The sequence below is a fragment of the Streptomyces sp. NPDC033177 genome, assembly GCF_055577715.1.
Genome location: NZ_JBVIPS010000006.1, coordinates 249,265 through 268,401, shown reverse-complemented (window position 1 = coordinate 268,401; position 19,137 = coordinate 249,265). Strand labels below are relative to the sequence as shown.

Annotated in this window: 11 protein-coding genes, 1 tRNA gene and 1 pseudogene; 3 read left to right on the top strand and 10 right to left on the bottom strand. The window is 69.9% G+C overall.

Translation table 11 applies throughout. From position 1 onward, the window contains the following. Window positions 1-90 precede the first annotated feature (90 nt). From ACZ5U5_RS22170 to ACZ5U5_RS22160, 3 genes are all read right to left on the bottom strand, one after another. Entirely contained in the window at window positions 91-288 is a 198-nt protein-coding gene (locus ACZ5U5_RS22170; RefSeq protein WP_469024261.1) for a DUF397 domain-containing protein, read from the bottom strand. Window positions 289-515: 227 nt separating this feature from the next. Further along, window positions 516-1,373 carry a helix-turn-helix domain-containing protein gene (locus ACZ5U5_RS22165; RefSeq protein WP_363211805.1) on the bottom strand — a complete coding sequence of 286 codons (858 nt, stop codon included), beginning with the start codon at window positions 1,371-1,373 and terminating at the stop codon, window positions 516-518. Window positions 1,374-1,756: 383 nt separating this feature from the next. Further along, window positions 1,757-2,530 carry a GOLPH3/VPS74 family protein gene (locus ACZ5U5_RS22160; RefSeq protein WP_365821351.1) on the bottom strand — a complete coding sequence of 258 codons (774 nt, stop codon included), beginning with the start codon at window positions 2,528-2,530 and terminating at the stop codon, window positions 1,757-1,759. A gap of 199 nt (window positions 2,531-2,729) precedes the next feature. On the opposite strand from ACZ5U5_RS22160, the gene ACZ5U5_RS22155 reads away from it, so the two are divergent. Beyond that, window positions 2,730-6,017 carry a D-alanyl-D-alanine carboxypeptidase gene (locus tag ACZ5U5_RS22155; RefSeq protein ID WP_469024258.1) on the top strand — a complete coding sequence of 1,096 codons (3,288 nt, stop codon included), beginning with the start codon at window positions 2,730-2,732 and terminating at the stop codon, window positions 6,015-6,017. 300 nt (window positions 6,018-6,317) lie between these two features. Then, on the top strand, window positions 6,318-8,180 hold the full coding sequence (locus tag ACZ5U5_RS22150; RefSeq protein WP_469024255.1) for an MFS transporter: 1,863 nt from the start codon (window positions 6,318-6,320) through the stop codon (window positions 8,178-8,180). A gap of 64 nt (window positions 8,181-8,244) precedes the next feature. Here the strand turns inward: ACZ5U5_RS22150 and ACZ5U5_RS22145 are convergent, their stop codons facing one another. Further along, complete coding sequence (locus tag ACZ5U5_RS22145) at window positions 8,245-8,856, bottom strand: serine/arginine repetitive matrix protein 2 (RefSeq protein ID WP_469024253.1); 612 nt, start codon at window positions 8,854-8,856, stop codon at window positions 8,245-8,247. Between the two features lie 57 nt (window positions 8,857-8,913). Further along, window positions 8,914-10,749 carry a transglycosylase domain-containing protein gene (locus ACZ5U5_RS22140; RefSeq protein WP_469024250.1) on the bottom strand — a complete coding sequence of 612 codons (1,836 nt, stop codon included), beginning with the start codon at window positions 10,747-10,749 and terminating at the stop codon, window positions 8,914-8,916. A gap of 572 nt (window positions 10,750-11,321) precedes the next feature. Between ACZ5U5_RS22140 and ACZ5U5_RS22135 the strand changes: the two genes are divergently transcribed. Further along, window positions 11,322-12,527 (top strand): hypothetical protein, encoded by a 1,206-nt coding sequence (locus tag ACZ5U5_RS22135; RefSeq protein WP_469024247.1) that lies wholly within the window; start codon window positions 11,322-11,324, stop codon window positions 12,525-12,527. A gap of 48 nt (window positions 12,528-12,575) precedes the next feature. Here ACZ5U5_RS22135 and ACZ5U5_RS22130 read toward each other — a convergent pair. From ACZ5U5_RS22130 to ACZ5U5_RS22110, 5 genes and pseudogenes are all read right to left on the bottom strand, one after another. Next, window positions 12,576-13,134: pseudogene (locus ACZ5U5_RS22130) on the bottom strand (Uma2 family endonuclease); the annotation flags it as partial. Window positions 13,135-13,331: 197 nt separating this feature from the next. Beyond that, window positions 13,332-13,404, bottom strand: a tRNA-Arg gene (locus tag ACZ5U5_RS22125). A gap of 82 nt (window positions 13,405-13,486) precedes the next feature. Then, on the bottom strand, window positions 13,487-15,571 hold the full coding sequence (locus ACZ5U5_RS22120) for a pectinesterase family protein (protein WP_469024994.1): 2,085 nt from the start codon (window positions 15,569-15,571) through the stop codon (window positions 13,487-13,489). A 92-nt stretch (window positions 15,572-15,663) separates the two neighbouring features. After that, on the bottom strand, window positions 15,664-17,619 hold the full coding sequence (locus tag ACZ5U5_RS22115; RefSeq protein WP_469024244.1) for a helix-turn-helix domain-containing protein: 1,956 nt from the start codon (window positions 17,617-17,619) through the stop codon (window positions 15,664-15,666). Window positions 17,620-17,666: 47 nt separating this feature from the next. Next, the gene (locus ACZ5U5_RS22110; protein WP_469024241.1) at window positions 17,667-19,085 is read right to left on the bottom strand and encodes an MFS transporter; all 1,419 of its coding nucleotides are present in this window, start codon (window positions 19,083-19,085) and stop codon (window positions 17,667-17,669) included. Window positions 19,086-19,137 lie beyond the last annotated feature (52 nt).

The following is a 19,137-nucleotide window of genomic DNA, read 5'->3' as shown; positions in this document are numbered from 1 at the left end:
GGCCGGCAAAAGGCCGAGCCCCCTCGGCCGGGACGGCGGGCCAGTCGAGAGGGCTCAATCGGTACTGCTTATGCAAGTGTTGATCTCTCGTTACTTCTCCCGGCCGACCTCGGAGACGAATGCGCGCCATGAGTCGGCGGGAAAGGCGAGGACGGGACCCTCGGTGACCTTCGAGTCCCGGACCGAGATCGCGGCGACGATCGGGGACTTGACCTCGACACATGCGCCGTTTCCCGTGGAATACGAGGACTTGACCCACGTATTCGTAGCGCCCTGATGAATTGCCATGGTTACTCCGGTTCGCCCAGTTGTTGAGTTGCGGTCACCGCCAACAGCGGTTGCGCCAGCAGATGTTGCTTGATGGCGTGAATGACGCTACTCGCCAACATCGCCGAGTGAAGGGAGCGTTCACTCGACCGGATGGCATATTCCAGTGGGGTCTTCCGCCTCGCCGAGTGGTAGGTGTACCGTGCGGCGCTTTCCCTCGCGAGGCGGTCGCATACGAGATGTATGCCTCAGCGTGCGTACTCTTTCGCGATGTCTGCGATGAGTTGGCGCGATTGATCCACATTCAGTGCCTGTGCCCGCAGATGTTCGTACATCACGCTGTACTGCTGCACGTCGTTGGCCTTCTCCAGATAGAGGTCGCTCGTGACGCCCTCGATGTAGACGACGCTGGAGTCCGCCGCGTCCGGGAACTCAAGAATCGCGTACTGGCCGTTGAGGCCCGGATGCGCGCCCATCTCGAAGGGAATCACCTGGACGGTCACGTGCGGCAGCTGGGACTGCTCCACGAGATGTTCCAGCTGGTCGCGCATCAGATGCCGGGAGCCGACCACGCGGCGCAGGGCGGACTCGTCCAGGACGGTCCACAAGCGCAAAGGATTCTCCGGGGCGTTGATGCGCTCCTGGCGGCGAACACGGACCTGGACACGCTTCTCGATGTCCGTCGGCGTGGTCTCCGGCAGCGCGCCGGTGATGAGCGCCTCCGCGTACGCACGGGTCTGGAGGAGTCCGGGGACGACCTGCGGGTCGTACACGCGCAGGGACGCGGCGTCCGTCTCCAGGCCGATGTAGACGCTGTACGGGATGTCGCCGAAAGAGTGCCACCAGCCCTGCTGGCGCGAGTCCTTGGCCATTTGCATGAGCGAGTCGACGATGCGGTGGTCCTCGACCTCGTAGACCCCGCAGAGGTCGCGTACATCGCGCTGACTGATCGAACGGCGGCCGTTCTCGAGGCGGCTGATCTTCGACTGCGAGACCAGCAGGCGCTCGGCCACCTCCTCGGCCGTCATGCCCTTGAGCTCACGGAGCCTGCGGAGCTCCTGGCCCAACCGGCGTCGCCTGACGGTGGGATTGACATTGGACGCCACGGACGTGCACCTCCGACTTACATGCCTCTACTTTGCGTATCTGCTGTTCAGCAGAGTGCCACCAACGCGTCGCGCACCGCTGGGAAACAGCCGATGTGCGGTGGGAACCGCATTGCATTGCCATGCATGCGACGCGAAGACGGTCATGAGGGCTGGTGTGAGGGGTGCGGCCCGGCCGTGCGGAGCCAGATGCGCGGCCGGGGGGGGGGGGGGGGGGGGGGGGGGGGGGGGGGGGGGGGGGGGCGCGGCCCAGCGGCTCCCGAACCGGGTCTGGGGGACTGCGGTGCGGCGTTGCTGTTGCCGGTACTACGGGTGAGTCCTTTGGTGCGTGTGAGTCCTTTGTTACGGGGTGAGTCCTTGCTTCCCTACATCTCTGACCGGGCTCAGTGGGCCACGGCACGTGCCATGGATCCGCGGCGCGGCTGCATCGGAACCCCACCGGGTTCCGGCACGGTCCTGGCCGGCTGTCGGCCACCGCCTGGTCCACCCGGTCCACCCGGGCCCGCTGGGGCCGGGCTGCGGCGTGGCTGAGCGGCCACACCGTTCTGGACGTCCATCACGGCGTGCGCCACGAGGCCGCCCATCGGGTCGTGCCTGATCAGGTCCCGGAGACGGGAGCGCGATGAACGCCCTTCGTTGCCGGGGTAGAGGTGCTTGCCGAGTCCCACTGCGTGAGCGAGCGCGGCGAGCGCCGCGGTCCGCGGGTCCGGGGGTACGCCGGTGCGGATCGCGCTGTCCAGTCGGGACCTGATGTCCCGGCTGATTGCCGTGTCCGTCGCTTGGTAGCGAGTCGTCGGCAGTACTCCGCACATCTGGCCCGATACGGCATGCACCATGCCGCACCGCTCCAGGTGCGCGAGGTAGATCTGGCGCAGCCCCAGTCGGGGCCCGCCAATCCAGTGGACCGCCCGAACCGGGCTGCCGCGCCTGCGCAGCAGTTCCAGTGCGGAGTCCAGAGTCGGATCTCCGGTCGGCCGTGGCATCACCACGGCGATACGATCCCCGTCTGGGGCTATCCGTCCGGCCAGCGCCAGCTCCACTAGCTGTGCTCCGGCCAGACCGAGGTCGAGCGACTGCGGCTGCGCTGTGGTACCCGTGGCCGGGTCCAAAGCGAGCAGCAGAAGCTCCTCCGGAATTGTTCTGCGGCTCCTGCCCATCCATGCCTCCCCGCGTGGATGAATGACAGGGTGACCCCTCTCACATTGGTCTGTCGAGAGTGCGTGACCGGTACGTACGGGAACCAGTAGGTATGTCGTTCTCGTCTACCACGGGGGTTAAGCCCTCACACAGGACACTGGTACATGGTTCGGACAGCGGGTCCGGCCGTGGTTTTGGCGCAACGGCAACGCGAGCGGCATGGCGTACGAGGAGGCATCGGTGGCGGGCGAGACCCCCGACAGGTCGAAGCAGCGGAAGTCGTCGGGGAACCCGACTGGGGCAGAACCGTCCGTGCCGGCACCGGCGCCGGAGGAACGCGACCCGCGTCTCGCGGTGGCCCGGGAGGTCCCCGCGGCGCGGGAGGAGTCTTCGGAGTCTTCGGAGCGGGAGGACCAGGCGACGGCGGTCTTCTCGACGAAGGGGGTGGCCTCCGGCCCGGAGGAGCGTGCGGAGTCCTCGGCGGCTCCCGAGCCCGGTGACGCGCGCCTGCGGGCCGCTGTGGCGGCGTGGGTGGCCTCGGCGGACGAGGAGGCCCCCAGGGCCGCGGAGACGGACGCAGCGGGCGCCGAGGGGGCAACCTCGGACGCGGGCAGGGCTTCGGACGCGGCGAGTTCCGCCGGCGCTGTGGGCGACGCGGTTGGTTCGGACGGCTCCGACGACGCCGCCGATGCGGCTGACGAGGCCGCTGGCTCTGGCGAGTCCGAGGCGGCCGACCAGCCTGCGAAGGCGAACGCCTCCGCGGGTGACGCGGACGCCGCCGACGGCTCCGGTGAGGCCACCGCCTCTGCCTCAGCGGACGCGGCCGCCAGCGCCTCCGGGCCTGCGGGCACGGTTGGTTCCGCGAGCGCCGCAGTCGGCTCCGATGAGCCCGCGCAGGCCGACGCGGCTGCGAGCGAGGACGACCCGTCCGGCAACGCGGGCGACTCCCGCGACGCCGAGGCTGCCGTCGAGCCTGTGGCTGACGCAAAGCCTGCGAAGCCCAAGGCGGACGCCAAGCCCGCCGAACCGACGGCTGACGCTGAGTCTGTCGATCCCAAGCCGGGCGCCAAGCGCACCGAGCTCACGGCTGACGCTGAGCCTGTCGGCCCGAAGGCGGACGCCAAGTCCATCGACCCGACGGCGGCGGCAAAGCCTGCCGAGCGCAAGGCGGACGCCAAGTCTGCCGGGCGCACGGCGGACGCAAAGTCCGCATCCCCCGTGGCGGACGCCAAGTCTGCCGACTCTAGGGCGGACGCTGAGCGTGCCGAGTCCACGGCTGACGGTGCGCCTGCCGACCCCGGGACGGACGCCAAGCCCGCCGAGCCCAGGTCGGACGCGAAGCCCGCCGAGCCCGGGACGGAAGCGAAGCTCGCCGAGCCCGGGACGGAAGCGAAGCCCGCCGACCCCAGGTCGGACGCGAAGCCTGCCGACCCCAAGGCGGACGCCAAGTACCCCGAGCCCGCGGCTGACGCTGGGCGCGCCGAGCCCAAGGCTGACGTAAGGCCTGCCGACCCGAGGGCCGACGCAAAGCCCGCCGAGCCCGCAGCTGACACCGAGCCCAAGGGCGGCGCCAAGCTCACCGAGCCCGCAGCTGACACCGAGTCCAAGGCCGACGCCAAGTCCGCCGACCCCACGGCTGACGCTGAGCCCAAGCCGGGTGCCAAGTCCACCGAGCCCAAGCCGGGTGCCAAGTCCACCGAGCCCAAGCCTGACGCCAAGTCCACCGAGTCCAAGCCGGGCGCCAAGCCCAAGGTCGACACCGCCCCCTCGGCTGCCGCAGCCGCAGCTGCCGACAAGCCCTCCGGTGGCAAGACCACCGGCAAGGCCAAGACCACCGGCGCTCCCAAGGCCGGTGCCGAATCCGGCACCGGCGACAAGCCCTCCGACGACGCCCCCACCGGCGGTGTCGACCAGGCCACCGCCGTCTTCAAGGCGTTGTCGCCGAAGGCCGTCGATCAGCCGACCACCATGCTCAAGCTGGGCGACCACAAGCCCGGGGCCAAGAAGCCGGACGCAAAGCCCGAAGCAAAGCCTGCCGCGAAGCCCGAGGGGGACGCTGAGCGCACCAGTAAGTTCGTCGCGCTCAAGCCCCTGGATGACGCGGCACCCGGCGCCCCGAAGCCCCCGGCCAAGGCGCCCGCGCCAGAGAAGGCCACGCCCGAAAAGGCCAACGTAGGCCCCGAGCGCACCACCCAGCAGCCGCTGCCCCCGCGGCCGCCGCTCGACCTTCTCGCCGAGCTGACCAACACTCCGCCGCCCCCGGAGACCCCGGTCCGCACCGCCGTGCGGAGGGTGAAGATCTGGACGCCGCTGGTGCTGCTCCTGGTCGTCGTCTTTGCAGTCGTACAGGCCGTGCGTCCGCTGCCGACCCCCACCCTCGCGCTGACCGCGAAGGAGACCGTCACCTTCGAGGGCGGCAAGCCGTCCATGCCGTGGCCCGCCAAGGGCCAGGCGGCGATGGACGTGAACGGCATCGGCACGTTCGGCACCTCCGGCGACCAGAAGCCCGTGCCGATCGCGAGCATCGCCAAGGTCATGACGGTCTATCTCGTCCTGCGCGACCACCCGCTGAAGAAGGGCAACCCGGGCCCGAAGATCCCGGTCGACGCCGCGGCGGAGAAGCACTACACGACCGGCAAGGCGGACAACGAGTCGGTCGTCAAGGTCACCGAGGGCCAGAAGATCACCCAGTACGAGGCGCTCCAGGCGGTCATGCTGCCGTCCGCGAACAACGTCGCGAAGCTGCTCGCCCGCTGGGACACCAAGAGCGATTCTGAGGACGAGTTCGTCGCGAAGATGAACAAGACCGCCAAGGAACTCGGCATGAAGAACACCAACTACACGGACCCGAGCGGCCTCGACAAGACGACCGTCTCCACCGCCGAGGACCTCGTGAAGCTGGGCAGGGCCGCGATGGAGGACCCGGTCTTCAACGAGATCTCCCGCCAGCCCAGCTACAAGGACCTCAACAACGACAAGCAGAACAACTTCTTCGGGCTCGTCCCGACGGTCGCCATCGGCATCAAGACCGGCACCACCACCGCGGCGGGCGGCAACATCCTCTTCGCCGCGGAGAAGAAGGTCGGCGGCGAGACCCGCACGATCATCGGCGCCGCCCTCGGGCAGTACGGGCAGAACGGCGTGGCCAACATCGACCAGGTCACCGGCGTCACCCGCAAGCTCATCGAGGCCGGTCAGGATGAGCTCGAGGCCAAGACGATCGTGAAGAAGGGCGACGTCGTGGGCCAGGTCGACGACGGGCTCGGCGGCACGACCCCGGTCGTCGCCACCAAGGACGTCGCCGCCGCGGGCTGGTCGGGCCTGACGGTCAAGCTGAAGCTCGGCGAGAAGGCCGGCGTCACGATCCCGCACTCGGCGAAGGCCGGTACGACGGTGGGTGTGCTGAGCGTCGGCGACGGGAAGGAAGGCGCCGTCGAGGTGCCCGTCGCGCTCCAGAAGGACCTTGCGGAGCCGGGCTTCGGAGCCAAGCTCCAGCGCGTCGGCTGAGGCAGGGCCGGCGGAACGTACAAGAGGCAGCGACAGCGGCACGTACAGAGGCAAGGACAGCGCGACGTACAGAGGGGAGTGGGCATGGGCGCAGGCGCAAGCCGCCGCCCGTGCCCGCGCCTTGGCCGCAGCCGGCCGGCCCCTCGCGCGCGGAGCCCCCGCCCCAGGCTCCGTGCGCGCCGTGCGTGCTAGCGTCACAAGTTCGGGGAGCAGTACGCCGGGGCTGAGCGACGGGGTGTTCCGGGACGGACCCCCTGGCGCGCCCCCCGGACGGACAGAACGACACGGGGAGTGCCGCAAGTGGCCACAGCGGAGCCGACGCGAGCCGACGACGCCGATCCTGAGCCCGGCACCGGTGGCGGCACCCGCACCGGGGCGCGAATACAGCTGCCCGCCCAGCGCGGAGCGCGCCCCGTGACACCCGAACAGGCTCCCCGGTGGGAGCGGGTCCTGCGGCACCCGGTGACCATCACGACCGTCACCGCGGCCGTCCTGCACGTCGTGTGGTTCTTCACCTTCGCCAACAGCGGCGGTGACCTCGCCGCGCAGGACGCCTGGGCCGAGTTCGTCGGACGGCACCCCGACTCCGCGTACAACCTCGCCTGGTACGGCGGGATGCACCCGGTGTCGTACAGCGTCGTCTCGCCGTATCTGATGTCGGTGCTCGGCGTCCGGACCACGATGATGATCGCCGGTACGGTCTCCGCCGCGCTCCTCACGATGATCCTGGTCCGCAGCCGCGCGGTGAAGCAGCCCCTGTGGCCCGCGTTCGCGGGTGTCTTCGCGCTGTTCTGCAACGCGGTGTCGGGCCGCGTGACGTACGGCCTCGGCCAGATGTTCGCGCTGATGGCCGTCGCGGCCGTCTTCTGCTGGCCTTACCGCTGGCGCTACAAGCGGTGGGCGAAGGCGCTGGTCGCCGCGCCGTTCGCCGCTCTCGCGACGATGGGCAGCCCGGTGGCCGGGCTCTTCGTGGGCCTGGTCGCCGTCGCGCTGTTCCTCAGCAAGCGCTACCCCGGCGCGTACGCCCTCGGGGTGGCGCCCGCCATCGTCGTGGGCCTTTCCGCGTGGCTCTTCCCGTTCTCCGGCACGCAGCCGATGTCCTTCGGGTCCGCGTCATTGCCCCTGATCTGCTCCGGCCTCGTCTACTTCCTCGTGCCGAGGGAGTGGAAGACGGTGCGGATCACCACCGCCGTGTACGCGGCCTTCGTGCTCGGTGTCTGGCTGATCAGCTCGCAGATCGGCTCCAACATCTCCCGCCTCGCGATGTCCTTCGGTGGCGTCGTGCTGCTCGCCGCGCTGCCGTTCGCGGTGAAGAAGTCCCGCAAGTGGTACACGATCGTCCTGGCCCTCGTCGCCTTCACCGGCTGGGTCGGCTTCAAGGCGATCGACGACATAGTGCACACGACGCCCCAGGCCTCCTGGACGCGGGAGCTCGCGCCGCTCGTCAACGAACTGCAGGAGGTCGGCGCCGAGAAGGGCCGCGTCGAGGTCGTCCCCGCGCGCAGCCACCGCGAGGCCTCCGCACTCGCGCCGTACGTGAACCTCGCCCGCGGCTGGAACCGCCAGGCGGACATGGAGCGCAACCCCCTCTTCTACGACGACACCCTGAACTCCGCGAACTACCACGAGTGGCTGCAGCGCTGGTCCGTGCATTACGTCGTGCTGCCCAAGGGCGAGCCCGACGGTGACGGCGGCAAGCGCGAGGCCGCGCTGGTCGAGCGGGGCCTGCCGTATCTGAAGCAGGTGTGGGTGGACTCCAACTGGCAGCTGTACGAGGTCACCGACCCGACCCCGCTCGCCGACCCGCCCGCGGTCGTCGACCGCGCCGAGGCGGGCGGGATGACGATCGAGGTGAAGGAGGCGGGCCGCGTCCTGATCCGCGTCCCGTACTCGCCGTGGCTCAGCCTCGTCGACGCCGACGGAAAGGGCGTCGAGGGCCCGAAGGAGACCGACGAGTCCAAGCGGCTGCGCGAGACCGACGAGGACCGCCCCAAGCAGTTCGACAACGTCAACGGCTGCCTGATGGAGGCCGAGGAGGACGCCGAGGGCGACAAGTGGACCGAACTCCTCGCCCCGGGCCCCGGCGTCTACCGCCTGGGCGCGCCCTACCAGCTCCCGCGCGGCACCGCCTGCCCCGAGGAACTGCGGGAGAGCGTGCGCTGAGCGGGAGGTCAGCGGTGGCCGGGAGGCCGGCGGTGAGCGGGAAGGTCAGCGGTGGCCGGCAAGGTCAACGGTGGCCGTAATACGCCTGCGCCTCCAACCAGCGGCGGTGCCTGCCGCGCCGTACCCCGACGATGATCGCGATGCCGGAGCCCGCGAGGAGGCCGAGGAGCGGCACGACGACGGTCACGACGATGCCGCCGACGAACGACGCGAAGTCGGCGTCGTCGCCGGGGGCGAAGGTGAGGGCGCCACGTGGGTCGTCGCACGTCACGCGGTAGTCCGCCGCCGTGTCCGCCTTGAGCACGAACACCCGCTCCCATTCGACGCTGCCCTTGGTGACGGTGAAGGTGCTCTCGGGCGTGGTCACGCGCGGCGACGAGCCGGCGGGGCCGGAGACGACCTCGCAGCGCGCGCGGGTGGCGAAGGGGCTGCGCACGTAGATGGCGGCGTCATCGTCGGGCCCGATCCGCAGCGTGACGGACTGCCCGCTTGTGAACGCCTTGTCGTCCTCGACGGAGTCCACCGTCGAGGTCAGCGTCAGCAGGAAGCTCGCGACGCCGATGCCCACACAGACCGCCGCGATCACCGCCGCGACGACGAACCACCGCCGCCGGGGCCGCAGTTGCCCCGCGTCGATGCGGGGCGGCGGCCCGGGAGGTGGCCCATAGGGATACATATCGGAACGATGACAGCCTGGCGGGGGTTGGGGAAGGGTGCTGTCCCCCGGGTCGGACTATGGCTGACGGCTGCTGGCGCCGCCGTCACTGTCGCCGCTGTCGCCGGTCGACTTCACGTAATCGCGCCAGATCTGGACCGGAAAGACGTTCCCGTGCCGTGAACCCGCCCCGCCCACACCCGACATGGGCAGCAACTGCGGCTTGCCCGGGCTCGTCCGGAACATCGTCACGGCGGTCGACAACTCCTCGGTGGTGGCGGTGAACCAGGCCGAGCGGAGGCGGTCCTGGTCGCCGGTGCGGCCGGCGACGACGGGCCGGCCGACGGCTGAGGTGCCGACGCCCCGCATCGCGTCGGCGGCCTCGTCGGCCACATCGGGATCCAGCGCGCGCCGCGCACCCGGCCGTGCGAGCCCATCGACGGTCTCGTCGTCCTTCACGACCTCGGTCACCGAGTACGGGTCGTGCCGCAGGCCGCGGCTGACGAAGGTGCCGTAGGCGTTGGCCATGCGGATCGCGCTGGGGGTCGAGGTGCCGATGGGGAAGGTCCGTTCCAGGCGGGCCATGCTGCCTTCGAGCAGCCCGGCCGCGACGGCGGTGCGCCGCACCCGCTCCCACCCGACGTCCTTGCCGAGGCGTACGTAGGTGGCGTTGCCGCCCTTCGCGAGGGCTTGGCGGAGGGTGGGGTGGGAGCTGTCCGTGCTGTTCGTGCCGTTCTTCATGTCGTTCGCGAGGGCGGGCACGGTGGATTCCCGCAGGCGGCCGTTGTCGTCGTAGGAGCTCCCGGGGGAGACGGACTGCCACGGCGTACCGCGTCCGCCCGAGCGTGTGCTGATGCCGTGCTCAAGGGCGGCGGCGAGGACGAAGGGCTTGAAGGCGGAGCCGACGGGGACGCCGGAGGTGTCGGCGTTGTTGGTGAAGTGCTTGGTGGCATCGACGCCGCCGTAGAGGGCGACGATGGCGCCGTCGGAAGGGCGCACGGAGGCGGCGCCGACCTGCACGCCCTTGTCGGCGGCGCGCTTCTTCGGGTCGATCTCGCGGTCGACCACGTTCTCGACCGCGTCCTTCAGGCGCCGCACCTTGTTCCGGTCGAAGGTGGTGTGGATCTGGTAGCCGCCGAGCGCGAGGTCCTTGTCGGTGAGGGAGGTGTGCTGCTTGATGTATTTGTTCGCGACATCCACGAGATAGCCGGTCTGCCCGCCGAGGCTGGTGGCCCGGGACTCCTTGTGGGGCTCGGGGTAGGTGGTGAACTTCCCACGGGCCTGGGCTGTCATCAGTCCCGCCTTGACCTGCCGGTCGAGGATCCACTTCCAACGGGCCTCGGAGCGGTGGTGGTTGACCGCGCTCACGGAGGGGTCGTACTGCTCGGCACCCTTCAGCAGGGCGGCGAGTGCGGCGCCTTGGCTGGGGTCCAACTGCCGGGCGGGGATGCCGTAGTAGGCATGGGCGGCGGCTTCAATTCCATAAGCGCCGCGCCCGAACCAACTGGTGTTGAGATACCCCTGAAGAATCTCCCGCTTGCTCTTCTTCTGGTCCACCTTCAGCGCGATGACGAACTCCTTGACCTTCCGCGTCACCGTCTGGTCCTGGGAGAGGTAGGTGTTCTTCACGTACTGCTGAGTGATGGTGGACCCACCCTGGGTCTCCTGCCCCCGGACCATGTTGACGGCGGCGCGGGCCAGACCCTTGGGCGAGACACCGGAGTCGCTGTAGAAGGTGTCGTTCTCGGCGGCGATGACGGCGTTCTCGACGGCGTCGGGAATCTCCGAGAGCCGCACGTTCTGCCGGTTCACGTCACCGGTGCTCACCATCTGGGTGCCGTCGGCCCAGTAGTAGACGTTGGCTTCGCGCCGGGCGGCGGCGTTCTCGTCGGGAATGTCGACGGAGGCGTACACGAGCCCGAAGAGGCACCCAAGCCCGACAACGAGAAACGCGAACCCTCCAAGCATGTGACGCCAGGAGGGAACCCACCGCCACGGTCCGCGTCTGCCGTGCCGGGGGTAGTCGACGAGGCGGCGACGGCTGAGACTGCGGCTGCGGCGACGGCATGGCTTGCGCGTCGGCTTTCCCTGACTGTGTGTCCCCATGGTGGGGGAGAGGGGAGCGGCGTGGGTGAGGGTTGGCCGAGGACGTATTAGGGGGACGTAACAGACCCCTTGAGGGCCTCTGGCAGGGCCCGGCCGCGGCAGCTCCCCTTGGCCACGGCCGGCCCGCCTCTACCACGGGGTCGGCGACGCGGGAGTGCGCCGACCTCCATGGGAGCTCAAGAGCGACGGCTACTGCTGCGGCTGCGGCACGGCGCGAACGACGCCCTTCACACCCCGAAGCCACCGCTTCTCATCCCGTGTTCCCAGGGCGGGCCGGACGACACAGGTTAAATATGCGAAGGCTGCGGGGCGGGCCCGGGAGGGGTGGGATGCAGGCGTTGCGGGCGCAAGCGGTGCTCTCGCCTGCGAGGCTGTGGTGCGTGACGTATGCAGTGAGTGTGGACGCCCGGATAGCGGCCGGTACCCAGGAGATGGATGAGCTGCAGCGGATCGGCGTCGGTGCTCTCCTCGAGGACGGCTTCGAGTCCGTGGAGGAGATCGCGGGACCCGACGGGACGGAGATCAGGCTCCGCGACACATTTGTGGGCGTGTACCCCGGCGGAGCGCTCCTGAAGGTCTTCGTGGACGCCCCGGCGCTGGAACTCGCCGAGGAGGCCGTCCGCGAACTCGTGGAGGAACTCCTGGAGCGTACGGAGCTGCTCGCGGACTGGACGGTCGAGCGGTGCCAGGTGGAGCTGCACCCGGACCAGGCGAAGGAGAGCCTGGACGCGGCCGACGGCCCGGACGCCCCGCCGAACGACGTAGCGTCCCGCCGCGCACGCCTGATGGGACTGGCCGGTGAAGCGGCGTCCCCTCATGCGGCAGGGACGACGGCCGAGACCGACGCGATCCGCTCCAAGATCCGCGCCATGGCCCCGCGGCTGGCGGCGTTCGGGGTGGGAATGTTCGGCGTACCAGAGGAGGAAGAGACCAAGGGCGCCGCTGAATCGAAGAACGCACCCACTTCAGTCGCCACCCCCTCCTCCGACTCGGGGGTTGGGACCGAGGACGCCGAGCTGGCCGCGGGAGCGCTGATCTGGGGTACGGATGTCCTCCTGGACGAGCTGTTCCAGGACGCGCACGCCCTCGACCGGGAGGCGACGAACGTCGCCGAGTGCGACGGCCCCATGTGGCTCCTGGACGAGCTGCCCCCGCGCTACGCCCTGCAGTACGACGCCCGCTTCGCCCGCCGCTTCCTGGTGACGGCGATCGCCCTGACGACGCGCCTGACCGAGGGAAGCTTCCGGCAGCTGAGCTGCGTGGCCGAGGAACTGGCGCTCAGACTGCTGCTGCGCGAGGCCGAGGTCACGCTGGACACCTTCGGCCTGCTGGACGAGGGCGTCGCGTCGGCACTGGAATGCTTCGCCAAGCTGGTCTACGAGGACATGGACCACGAGTGGCTCTACGACGACGCGATGGACGGCATAGACGAAAGCGAGGCAGGCGAGGCCCTGGGCATCACCCCCCTGGCCATCACCAACTGGTTCACCCCCTTCAACAGGGACCGCTACGTCCACCCATACGCAGCGGACGAGCCCGAAACCGGGACAAGGGCGAGCGACGAAGACATCATTCCCCCGTCGTAGGCCTCCCGGGCACAGCCGCGGGCACCCGCGGCGGGGGGGGCACACCTGGCCGAGGTCGATCTCCACCGGGAAGGGGGCCACGGCCTTGAGGACGCCGGTGAACACGTCTCCGACCCGGTAGGTCTTCGTCGCGGGGTCGAGAACGTACGTGTAGACGAGAGGAACGCCCGTCGCGGCCTGCTCGATCCGCCAGTAGAAGCCGATGCCCGCCTTGGCGTACTGGTCGACCTTCACGATCCGGTCGGTGGTCTCAGAGCCCGGCGACACCACGGTCCGCGACCAGCAGCACGTGCTCGGGGCGAGTCGGGGTGATGTCGATCGTGTCCGCGCGGTACACGACGACGTCCGGGCGGCGATTGGTGAGTGGGACGTCCTGAAGCCGGACGTCGAAGTCCGTGTCGGCATTCCACTCCGGGCCCGCGGCGGCATCCAGGGCGTTGGCCAGAATGCGGGCCAACCGGTGGTGCCGCTTGGACGCGCTCGGACTCACGACGATCATCCCGTCCACGATCTCGATGCCGGCGCACTGCTCCTCGGACCAGGACTCGTACTGCTCCGCCGTGATCTGCTCATGCATCCATGCGGGGGCCACCATCTCGGCCGTCATGAAACACCTCCCGGACACCGCGCCGCGGGCTCGATCCCGCTGGATTCAGCGTACTGTCCGCCATCCGTCCGGCCGCGCGTGGCGGCTGCAGGCCCGGCGCACCCGGAGCGCACGCAAAACAGCCCCGGACGAAGAGCCCGAGGCTGAGGAGCGCCCTTCCCTGGGGGTGAACCCCAGGACAGAGCGGTAACGCGTCGTGCCCCCGGCAGGATTCGAACCTGCGACACCCGCTTTAGGAGAGCGGTGCTCTATCCCCTGAGCTACGAAGGCAAGGTGGCGCCGCCACGGATGGCGGTTCCAGACAGGGTAGCGGATCGGGGTGGGGCGGCGGTGCGGGGCCGGGGTGGGGTTGTCAGGCTGCCGGGGTCCAGTTGCCCAGCCAGTCGGCGATTTCCTGGCCCGTGGCCTGCGTGTCCGTCAGGTGGGGGCGGTCGCTGCTTGCCGGGCCCGCGCCCGCGCCCGTGTTCTTGTACTCCGCGAAACGGTCGTCCTTCCAGGAGAAGCCGCCCATGTCCGTCCACGGCGTGGGCTTGATGGCCGCGCTGAGGGAGGAGTCGCGGACCGTCGTCTGCGGGTCCAGGGTGGCGTCGCCGCCCGCGTGCCAGTTGCGGCCCAGGTAGAAGCTGCGGGCGGAGACGTCGCCGGTCACCGTGGTGTTCGTGATCAGGAAGCCCTTGCGGTCGGGGGCCGTGCTCGGCGCGGTGACGTAGCCCTGCGAGGAGCCGTCCCAGCGTTTCTTGAGGGTGATCACCGAGCGGTCCACCACCGCCGTCGCTCTGCCGAAGATGAAGTCCGTGTTGCCGATGATGTAGGAGTTCCTGATGTACGCGCGGCCCAGTTTCGCCTTGGCCGCCGTGTCGAGGAGCAGTGTGTCCTGGTCACCCTCGACGATCACGCTGTCGAGGAACGCCTTGTCGGCCGCCGTGCGCAGGGCCACCGCCTGGTGGCCGGACATGTCCTGGTTCGCCTTTTCGTCGAAGTCGTTGGAGATCGTCAGGTTCCGGGCCTGGAAGTCGTCCGCCTCCGCGGCCACCGTCGCGCTGCCCGAGGTGCCGTAGGTTCCGGAACCGTCCGGCTTCGGCGTGCCCGCCGCGTTGTCGTACACGATGACCGTGTCCTTGCGGCTCCCGCCCGTGCCCTGCAGCGTGACGTGCGGCTTGTTGGACGGGATCTTGACCGTCTCGCGGTACGTGCCCGGCTTGATGGACACCGTGACCCGCGACGGGTTGTTCGCGGGTACGGCGTTCACCGCCGCCTGGATTGTTTTGTACTGGCCGCTGCCGTCCCTCGCCACCGTGAGAGTGCTCGCCGCCGCGCCCTTTGTCGATGAGACACCGAGCGTCGCACGCGGGCCCGCCCCCGCCTTCAGCTTTGCCGGGACGTCCGCCGCCTTGTCCAGCGTGTAGGCGTAGAAACTCTTCGGGTCGAAGGCCGTTCCTCCGCTCTCGTTGCGGCCGCCGGTGCCCACGAAGACGTTGCCGCGTTGCACGACCGACGCCGAACTGTCTTTCATCACCGGGTTGTTGATGCCCTCGAAGTAGCTGTTCTCCAGGACCATCTTCGTGTTGCCGCGTGAGTAGTTCCCGTAGGAGGAGTTGATGTCTGTGCCTGCTACGTCCTGGAGGTAGTTGTTGTAGAGGTGCGCGTGGGCCACGTTGTCGGTGGACGGATTGCGCTGCTCGGTCTCGCGGATCCAGTTGTGGTGGATCGTGATGTCGGCCGTCGTGTTCTCGGTCCAGCCGATGCCGAAGGTCTTGTTGTTGTTGCTCAGCTTGTTCCAGGACACCGTCAGGTACGTGGTGTCCTTGCGGCTGTCGATCAGTCCGTCGGCCATGTGTCGCAAGTCGTTGTGGTCGATCCAGACGTGGTGCGCGCCGTCCATCTGCACGGCGTCGAAGTCGTGCTCCTTGTCGTTCCATGTGCCCGCGTACGAGTCCCGGATCGTGAGGTTCCGGATGATCACGTTGTGCACGCCCTGGCCCAGGAAGAAGCCGCCCCCGACGATCTGGCCCGAGGTTCCGGAACCCACGATCGTCTTGTCGGACGCGACCTTGATCTCCTTGCCCTTGGGGTTCATCGTGATTGTTGCGGCGACCACGATGACGTACGGATCGGAGGCCGTCGCGTACTTCTCCAGGTCCGCGAGCGTCTTGACGGTCACCGTCTTTCCGTCGCGTCCGCCGTATGTGCCCTTCTGGCCGAGCGCGTTGACCGAGGCGAAACCGTCGGCCACGTCCGCCGCCCATGCGGTGGAACCCGATGCCGCCGACGCCGCCGATGCCCTCGGCTGGGCGTCCTCGCCGAATACGCCGAACGCCGTGCCGTACGCGAGACCCGCCGCGGCCACCACAGCCACCGGAATGCCGAGTCGCATGCCGATCAGCCGCCGCCTGCGGTGCCGCTGTTGCGTCGCTCCCGTGTACCTCGGGTCCTTCATGTGGCTCATATGTCTCATCCGCCCAGGCGATCGTTGGTGTGCGTTGCGCAGGGCAGTCGCCACCACCGGGCGGATTGGTTGCCGTGAGCCCCCTAAACCGGCGCAGAAGCAGAAGCAGAAGCAGACGTGTACGCGTGCAGGCGCAGCGCCAGCTGGATCTCCAGCGCCCGCTCCGGCGACTGCCAGTCGGCGCCGAGCAAGTGGCCTATGCGGTCGAGGCGTTGGACCACGGTGTTCACGTGTACGTGGAGGGAGTCCTTCGCCTTGGACTGGCTCATGCCGCAGGCGAAGTAGGCCCGCAGAGTGTGGATGAGTTCCGTGCCTCGCTTGGCGTCGTAGTCCAGGGCGGGGCCCAGCGTGCGGCGTACGTACGAGTTCAGGTTCGTGTCCTCGCCGAGGAGTACGCCGAGGAAGCCGAGGTCGGGGAGGTCCGCGCCCCGCCCGGTGTGGCCGAGCGCGCGCAGGGCGGTGAGGCACCGCAACGCCTCCGCGTGGGCCAGCGAGAGGGCCTCGGGGCCGACCGCGGGGCCCGCGGCGCCGACCGTGACCGGCGCCCCGGCGGCCTGGGTGAGCTCGGCGGCCAGCGCGCGGGCCCGGGAGCCCGTGTCGTCGGCCGGGATCACCAGGGCCACGTGGTCGTGGTGCAGGCCGGAAAGGCCGCGGTGGGCGCGGGCGGCGCGCGCGGCCGACGAGAGCAGGAGCCGACGGGAAGCCGCCTCGCTGTGGGCGACGAAAACCGCGTGGGGGAGCGTCAGATCCACGTCCAGGCGGCGGGCCCTGGCCGTGAGGCGGCCCGGGGTGCCGGAGAGGGAGAGCAGGTCGCCGAGGAGTTCACCGCGTACGCGGTCCTCGGCCTCGGCGGCCGAACGGCGCAGCAGCAGGAGCAGCGCGGTGACGACCCCGGCGCGCTCGAAGAGGCGGCGGTCGGCCTCACCCAGGTCGGGCCGGCCGGTGAGCGCGATGCTGCCGAGGAGTTCAGGGCCCGCGAGGACCGCGCACACCCAGGTCCCGTCGAGGGGCACCGCCCGGCCGCTGGCGCGCGAGGCGGCGACGGCCTTGGCCGCGGGCCGACGGAAACCGGCGCCCTCCTGATCGGCGGCGCCCCCACCCCCCACCCGAGCCAGCTCCGTCCCGTCCGCGTCATGGATGAGAGTGCCGCCGTCCAGGAGGGCGCCGATGGCCGTGGCGACCTCCGTGAAGTCGCCGCCGCGCAGCACGAGATCCGTCAGGCGGTCGTGCGCGTCCTCCGCCCGGCGCAGCGCCTCGCTGTGTGCGCGGATCGTCTGCGACGCCTCGTTCAGGTCGACGAGCGCGGCCCTCGTCTCCTCCATGCGGCGCGCGCTGTCGATGGCGATGGCCGCGTGGTCGGCGAGCGAGGACAGCAGCGCGCCCTCGTCCGGCGTGAAGGCGCGGGCGGTGCGGTCGGCGGCGTAGAGGACCCCGATGATGTGGGTGCCCTGCCGCAGCGGTACGCCGAGGATGGCGTGCAGGCCCTCTTCCAGTACGGCGTTGTCGATGGGCGCGGTGTGCTGGAAACGGGGGTCGACCTCGTAGTCCCCGGTGGCGTACGGGCGGGCGGTCTGGGCGACGAGGCCGCCGAGCCCCTCGCCCATGCCCAGGCGCAGGTTCTGGAACGCGGCGGAGACCGAGCCGTCCGTCACGCGCATGTAGGTGTCGCCCGCCACCGGGTCGTTGAGGGACAGATACGCGACGTCCGTGCGGAGCAGCAGCTTGGCCCGGTGCACGATGGCGCGGAGCACCGCGTCCAGGTCGCGCAGCGCTGCGAGGTCGCCCGCCGTGTCGAACAGCGCGGTCAGCTCGGCTTCTCTGCGCTGGTGCTGGTTCAGGGTGCGGCGTACGCGCAGGGCGGTCTGCGTGGCCTCGTCGACCGCCGCGAGCTGGGCGCCGCTCGCCCCCGCGGCGCGGGCCGTGGCCGCCGGCCGGGCGAACTGCTCGGCCGGCGCGTCCTGGGCGAGCAGGTCGAGCAGTTCACGCAGGGCGGCGGTGCACACCTGCTCCCGGCGGGCGGCGTCTGGGGAGCTGGTCATACGACGGGTCGCCTCCGGGAGCGGGGTGCGCGTACGGGTGGTGCGGTTCAGGTGCGGGTTCCGATTGTCGCCGAGGCCGCGCCGGTCGCACCCTCGGAAGCGGACGGCTGTTCGGTCGGAGAGGAGAGCGAACGCCCCCGGGTCTCCTTCGCCACAAGCACCGTGAGCGTCGTGATCATCACCGTCACGCAGACGTAGAGCGCCACCGGCGTCGCCGAGTCGAAGTCCTTGAGGAGCTCCACCGCGATGATGGGCGCGAGTGCGCCGCCGATGATGGACGCGAGCTGCGAGCCCATCGACGCGCCGGAGTAGCGCACCTTCGTGTCGAACATCTCGGAGATGAAGGCGGCCTGCGGCCCGTACATCGCGCCGTGGAGCAGCAACCCGACGGTGACCGCGAGGGTGATCACCGTGAAGGACTTGCTGTCGACGAGCGCGAAGAACGCGAACGCCCACGCCGCCATGCCGACCGACCCGATCAGGGTGACGGGCCTGCGGCCGATGCGGTCCGAGAGTGCGCCCCACAGCGGGATCGTCACGAAGTGCACGGCGGAGCCGATGAGGACGGCGTTCAGGGCGGTGCTCTTGGGCAGTTCCAGGTGCACGGTGACGTAGACGAGGACGAAGGCCGTGAGGATGTAGTACGAGACGTTCTCGCCGAGCCGGGTGCCGATTGCGGTGAGGACGCCGCGCCAGTTGTGCCGGAAGACCTCGACGACGGGCGCTTCTTCCTTGGCGGCTTCCCCGGAAGCCGCTGCGGCCTCCGCGCGGGCCTGCGCCTCCAGGAACAGCGGCGACTCGGACACCGAGACCCGTATCCACAGGCCGATGATCACGAGCACCCCGGAGAGCAGGAACGGGATGCGCCAGCCCCAGGCGAGGAACGCCTCGTCGGACTGGACGGCGGCGAGGAGCGCGAGGACGCCGGTGGCCAGGAGGTTGCCGCCGGGGGCGCCCGCCTGCGGCCAGGAGGCCCAGAAGCCGCGGTTCTTGTCGTCGCCGTGCTCGGAGACGATCAGGACGGCGCCGCCCCACTCGCCGCCGAGCGCGAAGCCCTGGATCAGGCGCAGCACCGTGAGCAGGATCGGGGCGCCGACGCCGAGGGTGGCGTGGGTGGGCAGCAGGCCCATCGCGAAGGTGGCGCCGCCCATCATCATCAGGCTCAGCACGAGCAGCTTCTTGCGGCCGATCTTGTCGCCGTAGTGGCCGAAGACGACGCCGCCGAGCGGCCTGGCGGCGAAGCCGACCGCGTACGTGAGGAAGGAGAGGAGGGTGCCGACCAACGGGTCGCTGTTGGGGAAGAAGAGGGTGTTGAAGACGAGGGCGGCGGCCGAGCCGTAGAGGAAGAAGTCGTACCACTCGATGGTGGTGCCGATGAGGCTTGCGCTGATGATGCGGGCGATACCCGGCGTGCCCGGGGTCTTGCCGGGGTTCTTGCCCGGGGCGCGCGGCGTTGCGGCTGCCATGGCGTGATCCGTTTCTCGATGGGGACGTGTGGTGAAAAGCCGTTGTGGGGGC